This is a genomic window from Pseudomonas sp. LG1E9, from assembly GCF_003290225.1.
In the GTDB taxonomy this organism is placed as follows: Bacteria; Pseudomonadota; Gammaproteobacteria; order Pseudomonadales; family Pseudomonadaceae; genus Aquipseudomonas; species Aquipseudomonas cyclaminis.
Map to the genome: position 1 here is coordinate 478,937 of NZ_CP029983.1, position 16,296 is coordinate 495,232.

Genomic DNA, 16,296 nt, shown 5'->3' on the forward strand with positions numbered 1-16,296 from the left:
TTAGAGGAAGCTTTCCGTGGAAGCACTGCACAAGAAAATTCGCGAAGAAGGCATCGTGCTTTCCGATCAGGTACTCAAGGTCGACGCCTTTTTGAACCACCAGATCGACCCGGCGCTGATGAAACTGATCGGTGATGAATTCGCCGCGTTGTTCAAGGACTCGGGCATCACCAAGATCGTCACCATCGAAGCCTCGGGTATTGCACCGGCGATCATGACCGGGCTGAACCTCGGTGTGCCGGTGATCTTCGCCCGCAAGCACCAGTCCCTGACCCTGACTGAAAACCTGCTGTCGGCGACCGTTTACTCGTTCACCAAGCAAACCGAAAGCACCGTGGCCATCTCGCCGCGCCACCTCACCAGCAGCGACCGCGTGTTGGTGATCGACGACTTCCTGGCCAATGGCAAAGCGTCCCAGGCGCTGATTTCGATCATCAAGCAGGCCGGTGCAACCGTTGCCGGCCTGGGGATCGTGATCGAGAAATCGTTCCAGGGTGGCCGTGCGGAACTGGATGCGCAGGGTTATCGGGTTGAGTCGCTGGCGCGGGTGAAGTCGTTGGCCGGTGGCGTAGTTACGTTCATCGAATAACCTCGATTCAAAATGTGGGAGGGGGCTTGCCCCCTCCCATATTTGCCTTGTGTTGCTTGTTAGTGCGCGGTGGCTTGGAGGCCGGCCAGTAGCAGGCGCTGGTATAAGTCTTCTTTCAGCCCCTCCGGTTTATCCAACCGCATCCGCTTCAAATGCTCGGGAAACGCTTGCGGCTCCGGTGCATCCAGCGCCGCCTTACCCAACTCCAGAATTTCCGTCAGCTTGAATTTGCTCTTGAGCCAGTTCAATGCGCGCAACAGATCCCGCTCTTCATCCGTGAAATCGCTGCCCAGCGGGTACTCCGGAAACAAACGCCGATGCCGCGCCTGAATCCCCTTGAGCCGCTCCGGTGTGTTGTCGATAAATCGCGGATCGAGCTGGAAATCCTTGGGCAACTTGCCCGCCTTTTGCGCCTCTTCGATCAGGTCATCCTGGAACCTGGAGTCGGTGATATTGAGTAACGCCTCAATCACCTTGGCATCCGTCTGACCGCGCAGATCGGCGATTCCATACTCGGTGATGACGATATCCCGCAGGTGCCGAGGAATAGTGCAGTGCCCATAATCCCAGACGATATTGGAGCTGACCTCTCCGCCCGATTCGCGCCAGCTGCGCAAAATCAGGATCGACCGCGCACCTTCCAGCGCATGGCCTTGGGCCACAAAGTTGTACTGCCCGCCTACGCCGCTGAGCACGCGGCCGTCTTCCAACTGGTCCGCCACACCCGCGCCGAGCAACGTCACCATGATCGCGCTGTTGATAAACCGAGCATCCAGGCGCTGCAAACGCTTGAGTTCTTCCTGGCCGTACAGCTCGTTGATGTAGCTGATGCGGGTCATGTTGAATTCAAGGCGCTTGGCGTGGGTCATTTCCTGCAAGCGCTGGTAAAAACTGCGTGGCCCGAGGAAGAAACCACCGTGGATGGACACACCGTCAGGCTGCGCCGCATCGTCCAGCAAGCCGGCATTGGCTTGTTCCTGGGTCGCGATATCCGGGTATACCTTGCGCCGCACAATTCCCGCATCCGCCAGTACCAACAGGCCGTTGACGAACATTTCGCTGCACCCGTAAAGGCCACGGGCGAAGGGGTCGACACCGCCCTCGTGGCTGATCAGCGGTGCCCATTGGTACACATCCAGGTCGGTCAGCAGCAGGCGGTACGCTTCATTATCGGCCTGGCGCGCCAGTAAGGCGGCGGTCAGCGCATCGCCCATGGAACCGATACCAATCTGCAAGGTGCCGCCATCGCGCACTAGCGTGCTGGCATGCAGGCCGATGAAATGGTCCTGGAACCCCACCGGCATGTTCGGTGTGGAGAACAGCGTGGTGCTGTCCTTTGCATCGATCAGGTAGTCGAACGCATCCATGCCCAACTCGGAATCGCCCGGCATGTAGGGCAAATCGGTGTGAACCTGGCCGACGATCAGGATGGTTTCCCCCGCGTCACGGCGCTTGGCGATCATCGGTAACAGGTCGAGGGTGATATCCGGGTTGCAGCTCAGGCTCAGGCGGTCTGGGTGCTCGGCGCTGCTCGCGACCAACTGCGCCACCAGGTTCAGGCCTGCGGCATTGATATCGCGGGCGGCGTGGCTGTAGTTGCTGCTGACGTAATCCTGTTGGGCAGACGTACTGTGCAGCAGACTGCCGGGCTGCATGAAGAACTGCTGCACGTGGATGTTCTTCGGCAGGCTGTCTGAATGCAGGGCAGCGAGAAACTCCAACTCGGGGTAATCCCCAAACACCCGCTCGATAAAGGGTTCGAGAAAGCGCTTCTGCAAGCCATCGCCCATCGTTGGCCGGCCCAGGCTCAGCGCGGTGTAAATCGTCAGCGCCCGCTCCGGCAGCTTGGCGACACGCCGGTACAGCGCATTGACGAACAGATTGGGCTTGCCCAGGCCCAGCGGCATGCCCATGTGGATATGCGCCGGCAAACGCGCCAGTACGTCGTCAACTGCTTGCTCGATTGAACACAACTGCACCATCCGACCCTCCTGACATTCCATGATTAGGGGTTGGACCGAGCTTGCCGGGTCTTTGCTGCAATCACCAGCCCGAAACCTAAATCACAGGCACAAAAAAGCCGCTCGTAAGCGGCTTTTTTGGCGAAGATCGGCTAATTACAAGCCGGACATCTTCTTGATCGCCCCTTTAAGCTCTTCATCCGAGCAATCCGCACATGTGCCTTTAGGCGGCATGGCGTTGATGCCGGTGATGGCCTTGGCCAGGATGCCATCAAGGCCGCCCTGGTGGTCGGCGCGTTCTTTCCAGGCGGCGGTGTCGCCGATTTTCGGCGCGTTCAGCAGGCCGGTGCCGTGGCACGCGTTGCAGTGTTTGGCGATGATGTCATCCGGGGTTTTCGCACCACCACCGCCTGCGGCCACGGCGACTTCCATGCCTTTGCATTCCTGGCCCTGGACGCAGACCTGGCCCACGGGCTCCAGGCGCTTGGCAATGTCATCATTGGTCGCAGCTTGTGCGCTCACAGCCCATAAGGCCAGTACGGTTGCTGGTGCAGCCAGCATTTTCATAATTAGGTTCACGCGTTCACCCTCAATGGTGGCTATTCACGCCTGCGGCCACGGTTTCGCAGGCGGCGAAAGTATAACGGTTAGCCCGCCGGGCTGAAACAACCCTATTAAATAAAGGGAGATTCAACCTTGCGGAATACAGCCAGGGTGTCTCTGCAACGCTGGCAGGACGCCTCTATTCTTAAAAGTTCGCGGGTGTGGCTGCGCTGATTAGTCGCGCCGGTACGTCGAACGGATTGCGAAAACGATGAGGCTTGGTACTTTCAAAGTAGTAGCTATCGCCGGCTTCGAGCACAAAAGTTTCAAGACCGACCACCAACTCCAGGCGACCTTCCAACAGAATCCCGGTTTCTTCGCCTTCGTGGGTGAGCATTTCTTCACCGGTGTCGGCGCCAGGCGGGTAGATCTCGTTGAGAAACGCGATGGCCCGACTCGGGTGCGCCCGACCTACCAGTTTCATGGTGACGGCGCCGTCAGAGATGTCGATCAGCTCATTGGCTTTATAGACGATCTGGGTCGGTATTTCCTGGAGGATCTCTTCGGAAAAGAACTCGACCATCGACATGGGAATGCCGCCCAGCACCTTGCGCAAGGAGCTGATCGAGGGGCTGACACTGTTTTTTTCGATCATCGAAATGGTGCTGTTGGTGACACCCGCACGCTTGGCGAGCTCGCGCTGGGAAAGACCCTTCAGTTTACGGATGGATTGCAGTCGTTCGCCGACGTCCAATGCAGGAGCCTCCTAGGATTCAGGCTTTGTTGTAATTGAGCGTTATCATGGCGACAGCGTTCAGTATTTACAACACTTGGGCCTAAATCCCAGGGCGCGGTGTTCGTGCCTGACGCTCAAGCCTCGCAATAGAGCCTTGGCACTCGACGCAGGTTGCAGAAGATCTGGTAGGGAATGGTCTCGGCGGCAACTGCGACGTCACTGGCAAGGATGTGCTTGCCCCACAACTCCACCGTGGAACCCAGACCGGCCTGGGGCACGTCCGTCAGGTCGACACATAGCATGTCCATGGACACACGCCCCAGCAATTGGCTGCGCTGCCCAGCCACCAGCACCGGCGTGCCGGTGGGCGCGTGGCGCGGGTAGCCGTCGGCATACCCCATGGCAACCACGCCGATGCGCATCGGTTTGGGCGTGATAAACCGGGCGCCGTAGCCCACAGGCTCGCCGGCCGGCAGTTCGCGTACGCAGATCACTTTCGATTCCAGGGTCATCACCGGCTGCAGACGTGCGGCAATGGCGTGGTCTTCGCCAAATGGCGTCGCGCCGTAAAGCATGATGCCGGGGCGCACCCAGTCGCTGGACATGCTCGGCCAGCCCAGCACCGACGGCGAATTGCGCAGGCTGACCTCAGCCGCCAAGCCTTGGCGCGCCGCCTCAAACACCGCGACTTGCTCATTGCTGCTGACGCAATCGAGTTCATCGGCGCGAGCGAAGTGGCTCATCAAGACAATTTTCGCGACTTTGCCGCTGGCCAGCAGGCGCTGGTAGGCCTCGTGATAATCCTTGGGGTGCAGGCCGACGCGGTGCATGCCCGAGTCCAGCTTGAGCCAGATCGTCAGAGGTTTGCCCAGCCTGGCCTGTTCGATCGCCTCCAGCTGCCACAGCGAATGCACCACGCACCACAGATCATGCTCGATGATCAGCGGCAGTTCGTCGGCTTCAAAAAAACCTTCCAGCAGCAGCACCGGCGCACGAATCCCGGCAGCGCGCAGCTCCAGGGCTTCCTCGATACACGCGACGGCAAACCCATCAGCCTCGGCTTCCAGCGCCTGGGCCACCCGCACGGCACCATGGCCGTAGGCGTCGGCCTTGACCACGGCAAGGGCCTTGGCCCCCGTGACTTCACGGGCCAATTGGTAGTTGTGGCGCAGGGCTTGGAGGTCGATCAGGGCACGGGCTGGACGCATGGCGGCAGGCTTCTAGGCGGCAAAGTGAAGAAAAACCGGCACCGACCAACTGCTTCGGCACCGGGAGAGGGATCTTGGTTTAAGGCAGCGCGGCCACGACGGACAGCTCTACCAGGATTTCTGGCTCACACAGTTTGGCTTCAACCGTGGCGCGGGCCGGAGCGACGCCCTTTGGCAGCCACGTGTCCCACACCGCGTTCATGCCGGCGAAATCGGCGTCGATGTCTTTCAGGTAGATCGTCACGGACAAAAGCCTGGTCTTGTCGGTGCCGGCCAGGTCCAGCAAGCGCTCGATATTGGCCAGGGTTTCACGGGTCTGCTGTTCAATTGCGGCGTTCATGTCGTCACCGACTTGCCCGGCCAGGTACACGGTACCGCTGTGGACGACGATCTGGCTCATGCGCTCATTGGTGAGCTGGCGCTGGATTGACATGTTGTGCGGACTCCTGGTGGTTGCCGTAACGGGAAATATCGAGGCCCGCGGCACTGATTTGCGGGGTTTTCCTGGCCATCAGATCAGCCAGCAAGCGGCCGGAGCCGCAGGCCATCGTCCAACCGAGGGTGCCATGGCCAGTGTTCAGGAACAGATTCTTGAAGGGAGTGGCACCGACAATCGGTGTGCCGTCGGGGGTGGTCGGGCGCAGGCCGGTCCAGAACTCGGCGGCGGCCAGATCGCCGCCCTGAGGATAAAGGTCGTTGACGATCATCTCCAGGGTTTCGCGCCGACGCGGGTTAAGCGACAGGTCAAAACCGGCTATTTCAGCCATGCCACCGACACGGATGCGGTTGTCGAAACGGGTGATCGCGACCTTGTAGGTCTCGTCAAGGATGGTCGAAGTCGGCGCCATCGCCGGGTTGGTGATCGGCACTGTCAGCGAGTAACCCTTGAGCGGGTACACCGGCGCCTTGATCCCCAGCGGCTTGAGCAGCTTCGGCGAGTAGCTGCCGAGGGCGAGCACGTAGCGGTCGGCGGTTTCCAGCTTGCCGTCGATCCACACGCCGTTGATACGATCACCGGCATGGTCGAGGCGCTGGATATCCTGTTCGAAGCGGAACTCCACGCCCAACTGCTTGCACATGTCGACCAGGCGAGTGGTGAACATCTGGCAATCGCCGGTCTGGTCGTTAGGTAGACGCAGGGCACCGGCGAGAATATCGGTGACGCTGGCCAGGGCCGGTTCAACGCGGGCAATGCCGGCGCGGTCGAGCAGTTCGAAGGGCACGCCGGATTCTTTCAGCACGGCGATATCCTTGGCGGCGCCGTCGAGCTGTGCCTGGGTGCGGAACAGCTGGGTAGTCCCCAGGCTGCGGCCTTCGTAGGCAATGCCGGTCTCGGCGCGCAATTCGTCGAGGCAGTCGCGGCTGTACTCGGACAGGCGCACCATGCGCTCCTTGTTCACTGCATACCGGCTGGCGGTGCAGTTGCGCAGCATCTGCGCCATCCACAGGTATTGATCGATATCGGCCGTGGCCTTGATCGCCAGCGGCGCGTGGCGTTGCAGCAGCCACTTGATTGCCTTGAGCGGCACGCCCGGTGCGGCCCATGGCGAGGCATAGCCCGGCGACACCTGGCCAGCGTTGGCGAAGCTGGTTTCCATGGCAGCGGCTGGCTGGCGGTCGACCACGACCACCTCGAAACCGGCCCGAGCCAAATAGTAGGCACTGGTCACACCAATGACGCCGCTACCCAAGACCAGAACGCGCATTTTTATATCCTCATCGCGGCTTGGCCGCCGACGTGTGTTGTTCGAGCAATGATGAGCGCAGTATAAAAAGCAATCACCAGTGCATTTCACTATATAAATGCCTATATTTGGCGACAATTCTCGGCAGAAACCCTTTTCACAGAGGCGTATCCCCTATGCGTACCAACACCCAGACCAAGCGGGAGCTGGACAAGATCGACCGCAATATCCTGCGCATCCTGCAAACCGACGGGCGTATCTCGTTCACAGAGCTGGGTGAAAAGGTCGGGCTGTCGACCACGCCGTGCACCGAACGGGTCCGCCGGCTGGAGCGCGAAGGGATCATCATGGGCTACAACGCGCGGCTCAATCCCCAGCATTTGAAGGGCAGTCTGCTGGTATTTGTCGAGATCAGCCTCGATTACAAATCCGGCGACACCTTTGAGGAATTTCGCCGGGCCGTGCTGAAACTGCCCCATGTGCTGGAGTGTCATTTGGTCTCCGGCGACTTTGACTACCTGGTAAAAGCGCGGATTTCCGAGATGGCGTCGTACCGCAAGTTGCTGGGCGACATTCTGCTCAAGCTGCCCCACGTGCGCGAATCCAAGAGCTACATCGTGATGGAAGAGGTGAAAGAGAGCCTGAACCTGCCGATCCCCGACTGACTGACACAGGTGATCGAGTAAAGCCGCTACACCAGCACCTGCCGGGTACTCGCCATGTACTCGTGGATCTGCTTCTCCACCCTCGGGTGAATCAGCTCCACCGGCCCCCGCCCATTGGGACATGGCAAGGTTTTGGTCGTGCCAAACAAGCGGCAGATCAACGGCCGCTCGTCATACACCGTGCAACCGTTGGGCCCCAGGTGCACACAGTTCAGCTCGTCCATTGCCGCGTCCTGTTCGGCAGCAGTCTTACGCGGCAGTCGCGACATTTCCTCGGGCGATGTAGTCACTGGCCCACAGCAGTCGTGGCAACCGGGGACGCACTCGAACGAAGGAATCTGGCGGCGCAATGCGCTGACTTTCTGACTGTTGCAACTCATCGAAGCAGGTACCAAACGGCGAATAGGCGTGGATTCTGACGCAAAACGCACCGCACAGACAGCTTCGTCCGACCGCTGTATCCTGCGTCAAATTTTCCAAACAGGGATGCTCCCCATGACCGCCAGCGCCCGGCACACCGCTTCCTACTACGCCGCCAGCAGCCTGCCGCAGCCCGATTACCCGGTGTTGACCGGCGAAGTGACTGCCGACGTGTGCGTGATCGGCGGGGGTTTTTCCGGGCTTAACACCGCACTGGAACTGGCCGAGCGTGGTTTGCGCGTGGTGTTGCTGGAGGCGCGCAAGATCGCCTGGGGCGCCAGCGGGCGTAATGGCGGGCAACTGATTCGCGGCGTCGGCCACGGCCTGGACCAGTTCACCAATGTGATCGGCAGCGATGGCGTGCGCGAGATTAAGCTGATGGGCCTGGAAGCCGTCGAGATCGTGCGTGAGCGCGTCGAGCGCTACCAGATCCCCTGCGACCTGACCTGGGGCTACTGCGACCTCGCCAACAAGCCTCGCGACCTGCACGGGCTCGCCGAAGACGCCGAAGAACTGCGCAGCCTCGGCTATCGCCATGAAGTGCGCCTGCTGCAAGCTACCGAGATGAGCAGCGTCATCGGTTCCGACCGCTATGTGGGCGGCATGATCGACATGGGGTCAGGCCACCTGCACCCGCTGAACCTGGCGCTCGGCGAAGCGGCCGCCGCGCAGCAGTTGGGCGCGCAGTTGTTTGAGCAGTCCGAAGTGACACACATCGACTACGGCCCCGAGGTCAAGGTGCACACCGCCCACGGCCACGTGCGTGCCAGGACCCTGGTACTGGCCTGCAACGCCTACCTCAACGGCCTCAACCCGCACCTGAGCGGCAAAGTGCTGCCCGCCGGCAGCTATATCATCGCCACCGAACCCTTGAGCGAAGCGCAGGCCGCCAACCTGTTGCCGCAGAACATGGCGGTGTGCGATCAACGGGTGACGGTGGACTATTTCCGCTTGTCAGCCGACCGTCGCCTGTTGTTCGGCGGCGCCTGCCACTACTCCGGCCGTGATCCCCAGGACATCGGCGCCTACATGCGGCCGAAAATGCTGAAGGTGTTCCCGCAGTTGGCCGACGCAAAAATCGACTACCAGTGGGGCGGCATGATCGGCATCGGCGCCAACCGCTTGCCGCAGATCGGTCGGTTGGCGGATCAACCCAACGTGTATTACGCCCAGGCTTATGCGGGCCATGGCCTCAACGCCACACACCTGGCGGGCAAGCTGCTGGCCGAAGCCATCAGCGGCCAGCAGCAGGGACGTTTCGATCTGTTCGCAAAGGTGCCGCACATCACCTTCCCCGGCGGCCAGCACCTGCGCTCGCCGCTGCTGGCGCTGGGGATGCTCTGGCACCGCCTCAAAGAGCTGGTGTGATCAACCGCGCCAGAAAGGCTTCAAGCCTTCCTGGCGCGCCTGCTCGGCAGTCAGTCCGATATCCTGCAATTGCTCGCAGGTCAGGGTCAGCAAAGCCTTGCGCGTGTGGCGACGGTGCCAGAACAGGCTCCAGCGGTTACCCGTGAGCGCAGACAGTGCCCGCTCCTGCCCTGCTTCCAGTTCCTGACTGTGTAGCGCCAGCCGCACATCGCTCATGCCGTTCATGTTGTTGCCCCTCAGTGGCGTGTTGCCTTGAGTGACAAGCATGGGCGAACGGCAAAAACCATTACAGATTCAACCTACCTTTATTAAATCCATACAGACACTGCCTATGGGCCAGTGAATCCTGTATTTTCTCTCTATCTGTACTGGTCCACTGGGAGCGACCGTCATGACCCTTTATGTCAATCTCGCCGAATTGCTGGGCACCCGCATCGAACAGGGCTTCTATCGCCCCGGTGATCGATTGCCGTCCGTGCGGGCCTTGAGCGTCGAACATGGGGTCAGCCTCAGCACCGTGCAACAGGCTTATCGCCTGCTGGAAGACAACGGCCTGGCGATGCCCAAGCCCAAGTCCGGATACTTCGTTCCCGTTGGCCGCGAGCTGCCGGCCCTGCCGGAAATAGGCCGCCCCGCCCAACGCCCGGTAGAAATATCCCAGTGGGACCAAGTGCTGGAACTGATTCGCGCTGTGCCGCGAAAAGACGTCATACAGATGGGCCGGGGCATGCCGGATGTATTGTCACCCACCCTCAAACCCCTGCTGCGAAGCCTTGCCCGCGTCAGCCGGCGCCAGGATCTGCCGGGGCTGTATTACGACAACATCCTCGGCTGTATGGAACTGCGCGAGCAAATCGCCCGGCTGTCATTGGATTCCGGCTGCCAGTTGACCGCCGAAGACATCGTGATCACCACCGGCTGCCATGAGGCGCTGTCCGCCAGCATCCACGCCATCTGTGACCCCGGCAATATCGTCGCGGTGGACTCGCCGAGCTTCCACGGCGCCATGCAGACCCTCAAGGGACTGGGCATGAAAGCCCTGGAAATCCCCACTGACCCCATCACCGGCATCAGCCTCGAAGCCTTGGAGTTGGCCCTGGAGCAGTGGCCGATCAAAGTCATTCAGTTGACCCCCAACTGCAACAACCCGTTGGGCTACATCATGCCGGAGGCACGCAAACGCGCTTTGTTGACCCTGGCACAGCGTTTTGACGTGGCGATCATCGAAGACGATGTGTATGGCGAATTGGCCTACAGTTACCCACGCCCGCGCACCATCAAATCCTTCGACGAAGATGGCCGCGTGCTGCTCTGCAGTTCCTTCTCGAAAACCCTGGCGCCGGGCCTGCGCATTGGCTGGGTGGCACCGGGGCGCTACTTGGAACGGGTGCTGCACATGAAATACATCAGCACCGGCTCCACCGCGACCCAACCGCAGATCGCAATTGCCGAATTTCTCAAGGGTGGGCATTTCGAGCCGCATTTGCGGCGCATGCGCACCCAATACCAGCGCAATCGCGACTTGATGCTCGATTGGGTCAGCCGCTATTTCCCGGCGGGCACGCGCGCCAGCCGCCCCCAGGGCAGCTTCATGCTGTGGATAGAACTGCCGGAGGGCTTCGATACTCTGAAACTCAACCGGGTGCTCATAGAACAAGGTGTCCAGGTCGCCGTGGGAAGCATCTTTTCTGCATCGGGCAAGTATCGGAACTGCCTGCGTATGAACTACGGTGCCAAGCCAACCACGCAGATTGAAGAAGCGGTGCGCAAGGTCGGTGTCGCGGCGATAAAGATGTTGACCGAGTCGGCGGACTGACCTTTCGCGAGAAATCGCCGTCATATGCCGACAACCGCCCTGAACTGGAAGCGCCTCCCTTGATGATTCGACGGCTTTTACCGTTTTGCCTGTTGGGAGCCCTGACCCTGGGTGGCTGCGCCACAGTGAGCACACCGCGTATCCCCAGCGACGCACTGCCGGCAGCACAGTCGTCGTTCGGCCGCTCGATCCAGGCCCAGGCCGCGCCTTACCAGGGCCGCTCCGGTTTCCGCCTGTTGCCCAACAGCAGCGAAGCCTTCATGGCCCGCGCCGAGCTGATCCGGAACGCTCAGACCAGCCTCGATCTGCAGTACTACATCGTCCACGACGGCATCAGCACGCGCATGCTGGTGGATGAACTGCTCAAGGCCGCCGACCGTGGCGTGCGTGTGCGCATCCTGCTGGACGACACCACCAGCGACGGCCTCGACCAGATCATCGCCACCCTCGCCGCCCACCCCAAGATCGAGATTCGCCTGTTCAATCCCCTGCACTTGGGGCGCAGCACCGGTGTGACGCGGGCCATGGGCCGCCTGTTCGACCTGTCGCTGCAACACCGGCGCATGCACAACAAGCTGTGGCTGGCGGACAACAGTGTGGCCATCGTCGGCGGGCGAAACCTGGGGGATGAATATTTCGACGCCGAGCCAAACCTGAATTTCACCGATATCGACATGCTCAGCGTAGGGCCGGTGGCCGAGCAGCTCGGGCACAGTTTCGATCAGTACTGGAACAGCGCCCTGAGCAAACCGATTGACGATTTTGTCTCAAACAGCCCCTCTAAAGGCGACCTGGCTGCCGCGCGCGTGCGCCTGGAGGCGTCGTTGGCCGAGTCACGCCAGCAGAATCACGCGCTGTACAACCGCCTGCGCACCTACCAGACCCAACCGCGCATGGACATCTGGCGCCGCGAGCTGATCTGGGCCTGGAACCAGGCGTTGTGGGACGCGCCGAGCAAAGTGCTGGCCAAGGCCGACCCGGACCCACGCCTGCTGCTGACCACCCAACTCGCGCCGGAGCTGGAAGGCGTCAACCATGAGCTGATAATGATCTCGGCGTACTTCGTACCGGGGCAGCCTGGGCTGGTGTACCTGACGGGGCGCGCCGACGCGGGTGTATCGGTGAGCCTGTTGACCAACTCCCTTGAAGCCACCGATGTGCCGGCCGTGCACGGCGGCTATGCGCCTTATCGCAAGGCGCTGCTGGAGCACGGGGTCAAACTCTATGAACTGCGCCGCCAACCCGGCGACGGCGGTGGCAGCAGCCCGCACCTGTTTCGCCGGGGCTCCTTCCGAGGTTCGGATTCCAGCCTGCACAGCAAGGCCATGATCTTTGATCGGACGAAGTCGTTTATCGGCTCGTTCAATTTTGACCCCCGCTCTGTGTTGTGGAATACCGAAGTCGGCGTCTTGGTGGACAGCCCCGAACTGGCGGAACACGTGCGCAACCTGGCGTTGCAAGGCATGGCACCCGCCTTGAGTTACGAGGCGAAACTGCAGGACGGCAACGTGGTGTGGGTCACCGAAGATGACGGGCAACTGCACACGCTGACCCGCGAGCCTGGCAGTTGGTGGCGGCGGTTCAATGCGTGGTTCGCCACCCGCGTCGGCCTGGAACGCATGCTCTGACACAACGCAAATCCTCTGCGGGAGGCCGCAAGCCCCTCCCACAGAGGACCGCATTTCAATTCAGGCTGGCTGTGCGGCACCGAATGCGCCCTGGCGCAGCAATAGCACGACCAACCCCAACGCCCCCGCCGCCATCAACAGCGGCAGGGCATGCCCGTTGATCCACTGGCTGCCCGCCCCGGCCACCAGTGGCCCGATCAGGCAACCGATGCCCCACAGCTGGGCGATGTGGGCATTGGCGCGCACCAGCGCATCGTCGCGATAACGCTCGCCGATCAGGATCAGCGACAGGGTAAACAACCCACCGGCACTGGCGCCGAACAACACCCATATCGGCCAGATCAACAGCGTGTGCAACGTCAACGGAATCGCCAGGCTGGACACCAGCAACAACACAGCACAACTCAGGAACAACGTGCGCCGTGGCAGGTAGTCGGCCAGCGCACCGATGGGCAGTTGCAGCAGCGCATCGCCGACCACCACCGTGCTGACCATCGCCAAGGCAATCTCGGCGGTAAAGCCTTGTTGCAGGCAATACACCGGCAGCAGCGTCAAGATCATCGCTTCGAACGCGGCGAACAGCGCCACCGCCCAGGCAATCGCCGGCAGGCTGCGGCAAAAGCGCCACAGCTCGACGAAAGTCACGCTGAACGAATCGGCGGTGGGTGCGCCGGAGCGTCCCAGCAATGCCAGCGGGGCAATCACCAACAAAGCCACGCCGACCCAGATGCCATAGTCATGGTCGGTGCCGATCACGCCCAGCAGCAGTGGCCCGGACAGCTGGCTCAAGGCATAACTGCAGCCATACAGCGCCACCAATCGGCCACGCCACTGCTCCACCACTAACTGGTTGATCCAGCTTTCACCGAGGATAAACACGATGGTCAGGATCACCCCGATCATCAGGCGCAGCACCAGCCATATCGGGTAGCTGGGCAGGATCGCCAGTAAACCGATGGACACCGCACCGCACCACATACACAGACGCATCAGATTGGCAGTGCCGAGCCATGCGGCCAGCCGGCTGGAGACCTTGGCGCCAAGCAATACGCCGAACGCCGGCATGGCCGCCATCACGCCAATGGCGAAGCTGCCGTAGCCCCAACCTTCCAGACGCAGGGACACCAGCGGCATGCTGACACCCAGCGCCAAGCCGACGCTAAGTACCGAGGCCAGGACGGCGAAATAGGTCGCCCAACGCATTGCCACGCTCCTGTGGATAATTCTTGAGAACACACAAAACAGTGTGGGAGGGGACTTGCCCCCGATGGCGGCGGATCATTGAGCACGTTAAGTGCCTGACACACTGCTATCGGAGGCAAACCTCCTCCCACCTTCGACCTGCGGTGTTGCTTAGAGCTTGATCCAGGTCGACTTCAGTTCGGTGTATTTGTCGAACGCATGCAGCGACTTGTCGCGACCGTTACCCGATTGCTTGAAGCCACCAAACGGCGCAGTCATGTCGCCGCCGTCGTATTGATTGACCCACACGCTGCCGGCGCGCAGGGCCTTGGCGGTCAGGTGCGCTTTGGAGATGTCAGCGGTCCACACGGCGGCAGCCAGGCCATACACCGTGTCGTTGGCAATCTTGATCGCCTCTTCGGCGCTGTCGAAGGTGATCACCGAAAGTACCGGGCCGAAGATCTCTTCCTGGGCGATCTTCATGGCGTTGGTCACGCCGTCGAAAATCGTTGGCTCGACGTAGGTACCGCCGGTTTCTTCCAGGATGCGCTTGCCGCCGGCCACCAGTTTGGCGCCATCGGCGTGACCTGCTTCGATGTACGACAGCACGGTGTTCATCTGCTGGGTGTCCACCAACGCGCCGACGGTGGTTGCAGGGTCCAGCGGGTTGCCGGGCTTCCAGGCCTTGAGCGCCTCGATGACCAGCGGCAGGAATGTATCCTTGACGGAGCGCTCCACCAGCAGGCGCGAGCCGGCGGTACAGACTTCACCCTGGTTGAAGGCAATGGCGCTGGCTGCAGATTTCGCGGCGGCTTGCAGGTCCGGGGCGTCGGCGAACACGATGTTCGGGCTTTTGCCGCCGGCTTCCAGCCATACGCGCTTCATGTTCGACTCGCCGGAGCGGATCAACAGCTGCTTGGCGATCTTGGTCGAGCCGGTGAATACCAGCGTGTCGACGTCCATGTGCAGCGCCAGCGCATTGCCGACGGTGTGGCCGTAGCCCGGCAGCACGTTGAACACGCCTTTCGGAATACCGGCTTCAACCGCCAGGGCCGCGATACGGATGGCGGTCAGCGGGGATTTTTCGGACGGCTTGAGGATCACCGAGTTACCGGTGGACAACGCCGGGCCGAGTTTCCAGCAGGCCATCATCAGCGGGAAGTTCCACGGCACGATGGCGCCAACCACACCCACCGGCTCGCGGGTTACCAGGCCCAGTTGATCGTGCGGCGTGGCAGCGACTTCGTCGTAAATCTTGTCGATGGCCTCGCCGCTCCAGCTCAGGGCATTCGCCGCGCCGGGTACGTCGATGTTCAGGGAGTCGCTGATCGGCTTGCCCATGTCCAGGGTTTCCAGCAGCGCCAGCTCTTCGGCATTGGCCTTGAGCAGCGCCGCGAAACGGATCATGGTGGCTTTGCGTTTGGCCGGCGCCAGGCGCGACCAAGCGCCGGAATTGAAGGTGGCGCGGGCATTTTCGACGGCGCGCTGGGCGTCGGCGGCGTCACAGCTGGCAACAGTGGCCAGCAGACGGCCGTCGACCGGGCTGATGCATTCGAAGGTGTCACCGGAAACAGCGGCGGTGTATTCGCCATTGATGTAGGCGCGGCCTTCGATCTTCAGATCCTTGGCGCGTTGTTCCCAGTCGGCACGGGTCAGGGTGGTCATGCGAGTGTCCTCCTCTTGTTGAATACAAGGGCCAGGCGATGTCCCCCGGCAGCCTCAAAGAATGCTTGCCCGCCAGCCAACTGTTCGGCTCAAAGGCAGCTGCCACCCTAAACCAGCGGCTGGGGATGTTTCAATATATTTGACATAACGCCGGTAAACGCCCTTGCGATGTTCATTTTAATAAACATAGACTTTGGGCTCTCCAACCCCAGGCCAGACGGGACACGCACATGAGCATCCAGGACATCGTCGACTTCAGCCAAGCCAACACCGCCCCCGAACGCTATCGCCCTGCCGCAGAGAAAATCCTCAAGGGAGATCCCGAGCAGACGGTCTACAACCACTACAACAGCCCATGCGGCCAGATGAGTGCGGGGGTCTGGGAAGGTGAGGTCGGGCAGTGGAAGGTCAGCTACACCGAGCATGAGTACTGCGAGATCGTGCAGGGTGTGTCCGTGCTGCGCGACGCCGAGGGCAACGCCAAGACCTTGCGCGCCGGCGACCGCTTCGTGATTCCCGCCGGCTTCAGTGGCACCTGGGAAGTACTGGAACCCTGCCGCAAGATCTACGTGGTGTTTGAACAGAAGGCTTGATCAACCAAATTCCACGCAAAAAAAAGCCCGACTCGTGAGAGACGGGCTTTTTTTCACAAGGAAGAAAATCAATTACTTGATTTTGCCTTCTTTGTAGATCACGTGCTTGCGAACGCGCGGGTCGAACATTTTCTTTTCGAGCTTGTCCGGGGTAGTACGCTTGTTCTTGTCGGTAGTGTAGAAGTGACCAGTACCGGCGCTAGAGATCATTCGAATCAATTCACGCATGATAGAGCT

The 16,296-nt window shown here is 61.0% G+C and carries 17 protein-coding genes; 6 read left to right on the plus strand and 11 right to left on the minus strand.

Features of this window, described 5'->3' with window-relative positions:
• Positions 1-16 precede the first annotated feature (16 nt).
• Positions 17-589, plus strand: coding sequence for a xanthine phosphoribosyltransferase (locus DNK50_RS02470; protein WP_071485175.1), 573 nt, complete (start codon positions 17-19; stop codon positions 587-589).
• A gap of 59 nt (positions 590-648) precedes the next feature.
• Here DNK50_RS02470 and DNK50_RS02475 read toward each other — a convergent pair whose 3' ends face one another.
• From DNK50_RS02475 to dadA, 6 genes are all read right to left on the minus strand, one after another.
• Positions 649-2,571, minus strand: coding sequence for an acetyl-CoA hydrolase/transferase C-terminal domain-containing protein (locus DNK50_RS02475; RefSeq protein WP_099586001.1), 1,923 nt, complete (start codon positions 2,569-2,571; stop codon positions 649-651).
• A gap of 135 nt (positions 2,572-2,706) precedes the next feature.
• Positions 2,707-3,117 carry a cytochrome c5 family protein gene (locus tag DNK50_RS02480; RefSeq protein WP_112192751.1) on the minus strand — a complete coding sequence of 137 codons (411 nt, stop codon included), beginning with the start codon at positions 3,115-3,117 and terminating at the stop codon, positions 2,707-2,709.
• A 181-nt stretch (positions 3,118-3,298) separates the two neighbouring features.
• Positions 3,299-3,847, minus strand: coding sequence for a cupin domain-containing protein (locus tag DNK50_RS02485; protein ID WP_005792468.1), 549 nt, complete (start codon positions 3,845-3,847; stop codon positions 3,299-3,301).
• 116 nt (positions 3,848-3,963) lie between these two features.
• On the minus strand, positions 3,964-5,037 hold the full coding sequence (gene alr / locus DNK50_RS02490; protein ID WP_099586003.1) for an alanine racemase: 1,074 nt from the start codon (positions 5,035-5,037) through the stop codon (positions 3,964-3,966).
• Between the two features lie 79 nt (positions 5,038-5,116).
• Positions 5,117-5,470, minus strand: a complete 354-nt coding sequence (locus tag DNK50_RS02495) for a RidA family protein (protein WP_099586004.1) — start codon at positions 5,468-5,470, stop codon at positions 5,117-5,119.
• Positions 5,442-6,743, minus strand: coding sequence for a D-amino acid dehydrogenase (dadA, locus tag DNK50_RS02500; protein ID WP_099586005.1), 1,302 nt, complete (start codon positions 6,741-6,743; stop codon positions 5,442-5,444). The genes DNK50_RS02495 and dadA overlap by 29 nt, the downstream gene beginning before the upstream one ends.
• Positions 6,744-6,898: 155 nt before the next feature.
• On the opposite strand from dadA, the gene DNK50_RS02505 reads away from it, so the two are divergent.
• Complete coding sequence (locus DNK50_RS02505) at positions 6,899-7,387, plus strand: Lrp/AsnC ligand binding domain-containing protein (protein WP_003176896.1); 489 nt, start codon at positions 6,899-6,901, stop codon at positions 7,385-7,387.
• A 26-nt stretch (positions 7,388-7,413) separates the two neighbouring features.
• Here DNK50_RS02505 and DNK50_RS02510 read toward each other — a convergent pair whose 3' ends face one another.
• The gene (locus tag DNK50_RS02510; RefSeq protein ID WP_099586006.1) at positions 7,414-7,767 is read right to left on the minus strand and encodes a YkgJ family cysteine cluster protein; all 354 of its coding nucleotides are present in this window, start codon (positions 7,765-7,767) and stop codon (positions 7,414-7,416) included.
• 115 nt (positions 7,768-7,882) lie between these two features.
• Here DNK50_RS02510 and DNK50_RS02515 point away from each other — a divergent pair, with 115 nt between their 5' ends.
• Positions 7,883-9,175 (plus strand): FAD-binding oxidoreductase, encoded by a 1,293-nt coding sequence (locus tag DNK50_RS02515; protein ID WP_112192752.1) that lies wholly within the window; start codon positions 7,883-7,885, stop codon positions 9,173-9,175.
• Here the strand turns inward: DNK50_RS02515 and DNK50_RS02520 are convergent, their stop codons facing one another.
• The gene (locus DNK50_RS02520; protein ID WP_099586008.1) at positions 9,176-9,400 is read right to left on the minus strand and encodes a DUF1127 domain-containing protein; all 225 of its coding nucleotides are present in this window, start codon (positions 9,398-9,400) and stop codon (positions 9,176-9,178) included.
• Between the two features lie 166 nt (positions 9,401-9,566).
• Here DNK50_RS02520 and DNK50_RS02525 point away from each other — a divergent pair, with 166 nt between their 5' ends.
• A complete protein-coding gene (locus DNK50_RS02525) occupies positions 9,567-10,991 on the plus strand; it encodes a PLP-dependent aminotransferase family protein (protein ID WP_112192753.1) in 1,425 nt (474 codons plus the stop codon).
• Between the two features lie 62 nt (positions 10,992-11,053).
• Positions 11,054-12,619 carry a phospholipase D family protein gene (locus tag DNK50_RS02530; RefSeq protein WP_099586010.1) on the plus strand — a complete coding sequence of 522 codons (1,566 nt, stop codon included), beginning with the start codon at positions 11,054-11,056 and terminating at the stop codon, positions 12,617-12,619.
• A gap of 60 nt (positions 12,620-12,679) precedes the next feature.
• On the opposite strand, the gene DNK50_RS02535 is transcribed toward DNK50_RS02530, so the two are convergent.
• Positions 12,680-13,822 carry an MFS transporter gene (locus DNK50_RS02535; RefSeq protein ID WP_112192754.1) on the minus strand — a complete coding sequence of 381 codons (1,143 nt, stop codon included), beginning with the start codon at positions 13,820-13,822 and terminating at the stop codon, positions 12,680-12,682.
• Between the two features lie 150 nt (positions 13,823-13,972).
• Positions 13,973-15,466 (minus strand): aldehyde dehydrogenase, encoded by a 1,494-nt coding sequence (locus DNK50_RS02540; protein WP_112192755.1) that lies wholly within the window; start codon positions 15,464-15,466, stop codon positions 13,973-13,975.
• Between the two features lie 230 nt (positions 15,467-15,696).
• Here DNK50_RS02540 and DNK50_RS02545 point away from each other — a divergent pair, with 230 nt between their 5' ends.
• Positions 15,697-16,059, plus strand: coding sequence for a cupin domain-containing protein (locus DNK50_RS02545; RefSeq protein WP_112192756.1), 363 nt, complete (start codon positions 15,697-15,699; stop codon positions 16,057-16,059).
• A 72-nt stretch (positions 16,060-16,131) separates the two neighbouring features.
• On the opposite strand, the gene rpmG is transcribed toward DNK50_RS02545, so the two are convergent.
• Positions 16,132-16,287 (minus strand): 50S ribosomal protein L33, encoded by a 156-nt coding sequence (gene rpmG / locus DNK50_RS02550; RefSeq protein ID WP_003176906.1) that lies wholly within the window; start codon positions 16,285-16,287, stop codon positions 16,132-16,134.
• Positions 16,288-16,296: the final 9 nt, after the last annotated feature.

What these genes read in the sequence shown, in the direction of transcription:
- DNK50_RS02525 (WP_112192753.1), top strand. Translation starts at nt 9,567, where the DNA reads ATGACCCTTTATGTCAATCTCGCCGAATTGCTGGGCACCCGCATCGAA.
- DNK50_RS02545 (WP_112192756.1), top strand. Translation starts at nt 15,697, where the DNA reads ATGAGCATCCAGGACATCGTCGACTTCAGCCAAGCCAACACCGCCCCC.
- alr (WP_099586003.1), bottom strand. Translation starts at nt 5,037, where the DNA reads ATGCGTCCAGCCCGTGCCCTGATCGACCTCCAAGCCCTGCGCCACAAC.
- DNK50_RS02475 (WP_099586001.1), bottom strand. Translation starts at nt 2,571, where the DNA reads ATGGTGCAGTTGTGTTCAATCGAGCAAGCAGTTGACGACGTACTGGCG.
- DNK50_RS02480 (WP_112192751.1), bottom strand. Translation starts at nt 3,117, where the DNA reads ATGAAAATGCTGGCTGCACCAGCAACCGTACTGGCCTTATGGGCTGTG.
- DNK50_RS02535 (WP_112192754.1), bottom strand. Translation starts at nt 13,822, where the DNA reads ATGCGTTGGGCGACCTATTTCGCCGTCCTGGCCTCGGTACTTAGCGTC.
- DNK50_RS02520 (WP_099586008.1), bottom strand. Translation starts at nt 9,400, where the DNA reads ATGAACGGCATGAGCGATGTGCGGCTGGCGCTACACAGTCAGGAACTG.
- DNK50_RS02515 (WP_112192752.1), top strand. Translation starts at nt 7,883, where the DNA reads ATGACCGCCAGCGCCCGGCACACCGCTTCCTACTACGCCGCCAGCAGC.
- dadA (WP_099586005.1), bottom strand. Translation starts at nt 6,743, where the DNA reads ATGCGCGTTCTGGTCTTGGGTAGCGGCGTCATTGGTGTGACCAGTGCC.
- DNK50_RS02495 (WP_099586004.1), bottom strand. Translation starts at nt 5,470, where the DNA reads ATGTCAATCCAGCGCCAGCTCACCAATGAGCGCATGAGCCAGATCGTC.
- DNK50_RS02505 (WP_003176896.1), top strand. Translation starts at nt 6,899, where the DNA reads ATGCGTACCAACACCCAGACCAAGCGGGAGCTGGACAAGATCGACCGC.
- DNK50_RS02540 (WP_112192755.1), bottom strand. Translation starts at nt 15,466, where the DNA reads ATGACCACCCTGACCCGTGCCGACTGGGAACAACGCGCCAAGGATCTG.
- DNK50_RS02530 (WP_099586010.1), top strand. Translation starts at nt 11,054, where the DNA reads ATGATTCGACGGCTTTTACCGTTTTGCCTGTTGGGAGCCCTGACCCTG.
- DNK50_RS02510 (WP_099586006.1), bottom strand. Translation starts at nt 7,767, where the DNA reads ATGAGTTGCAACAGTCAGAAAGTCAGCGCATTGCGCCGCCAGATTCCT.
- rpmG (WP_003176906.1), bottom strand. Translation starts at nt 16,287, where the DNA reads ATGCGTGAATTGATTCGAATGATCTCTAGCGCCGGTACTGGTCACTTC.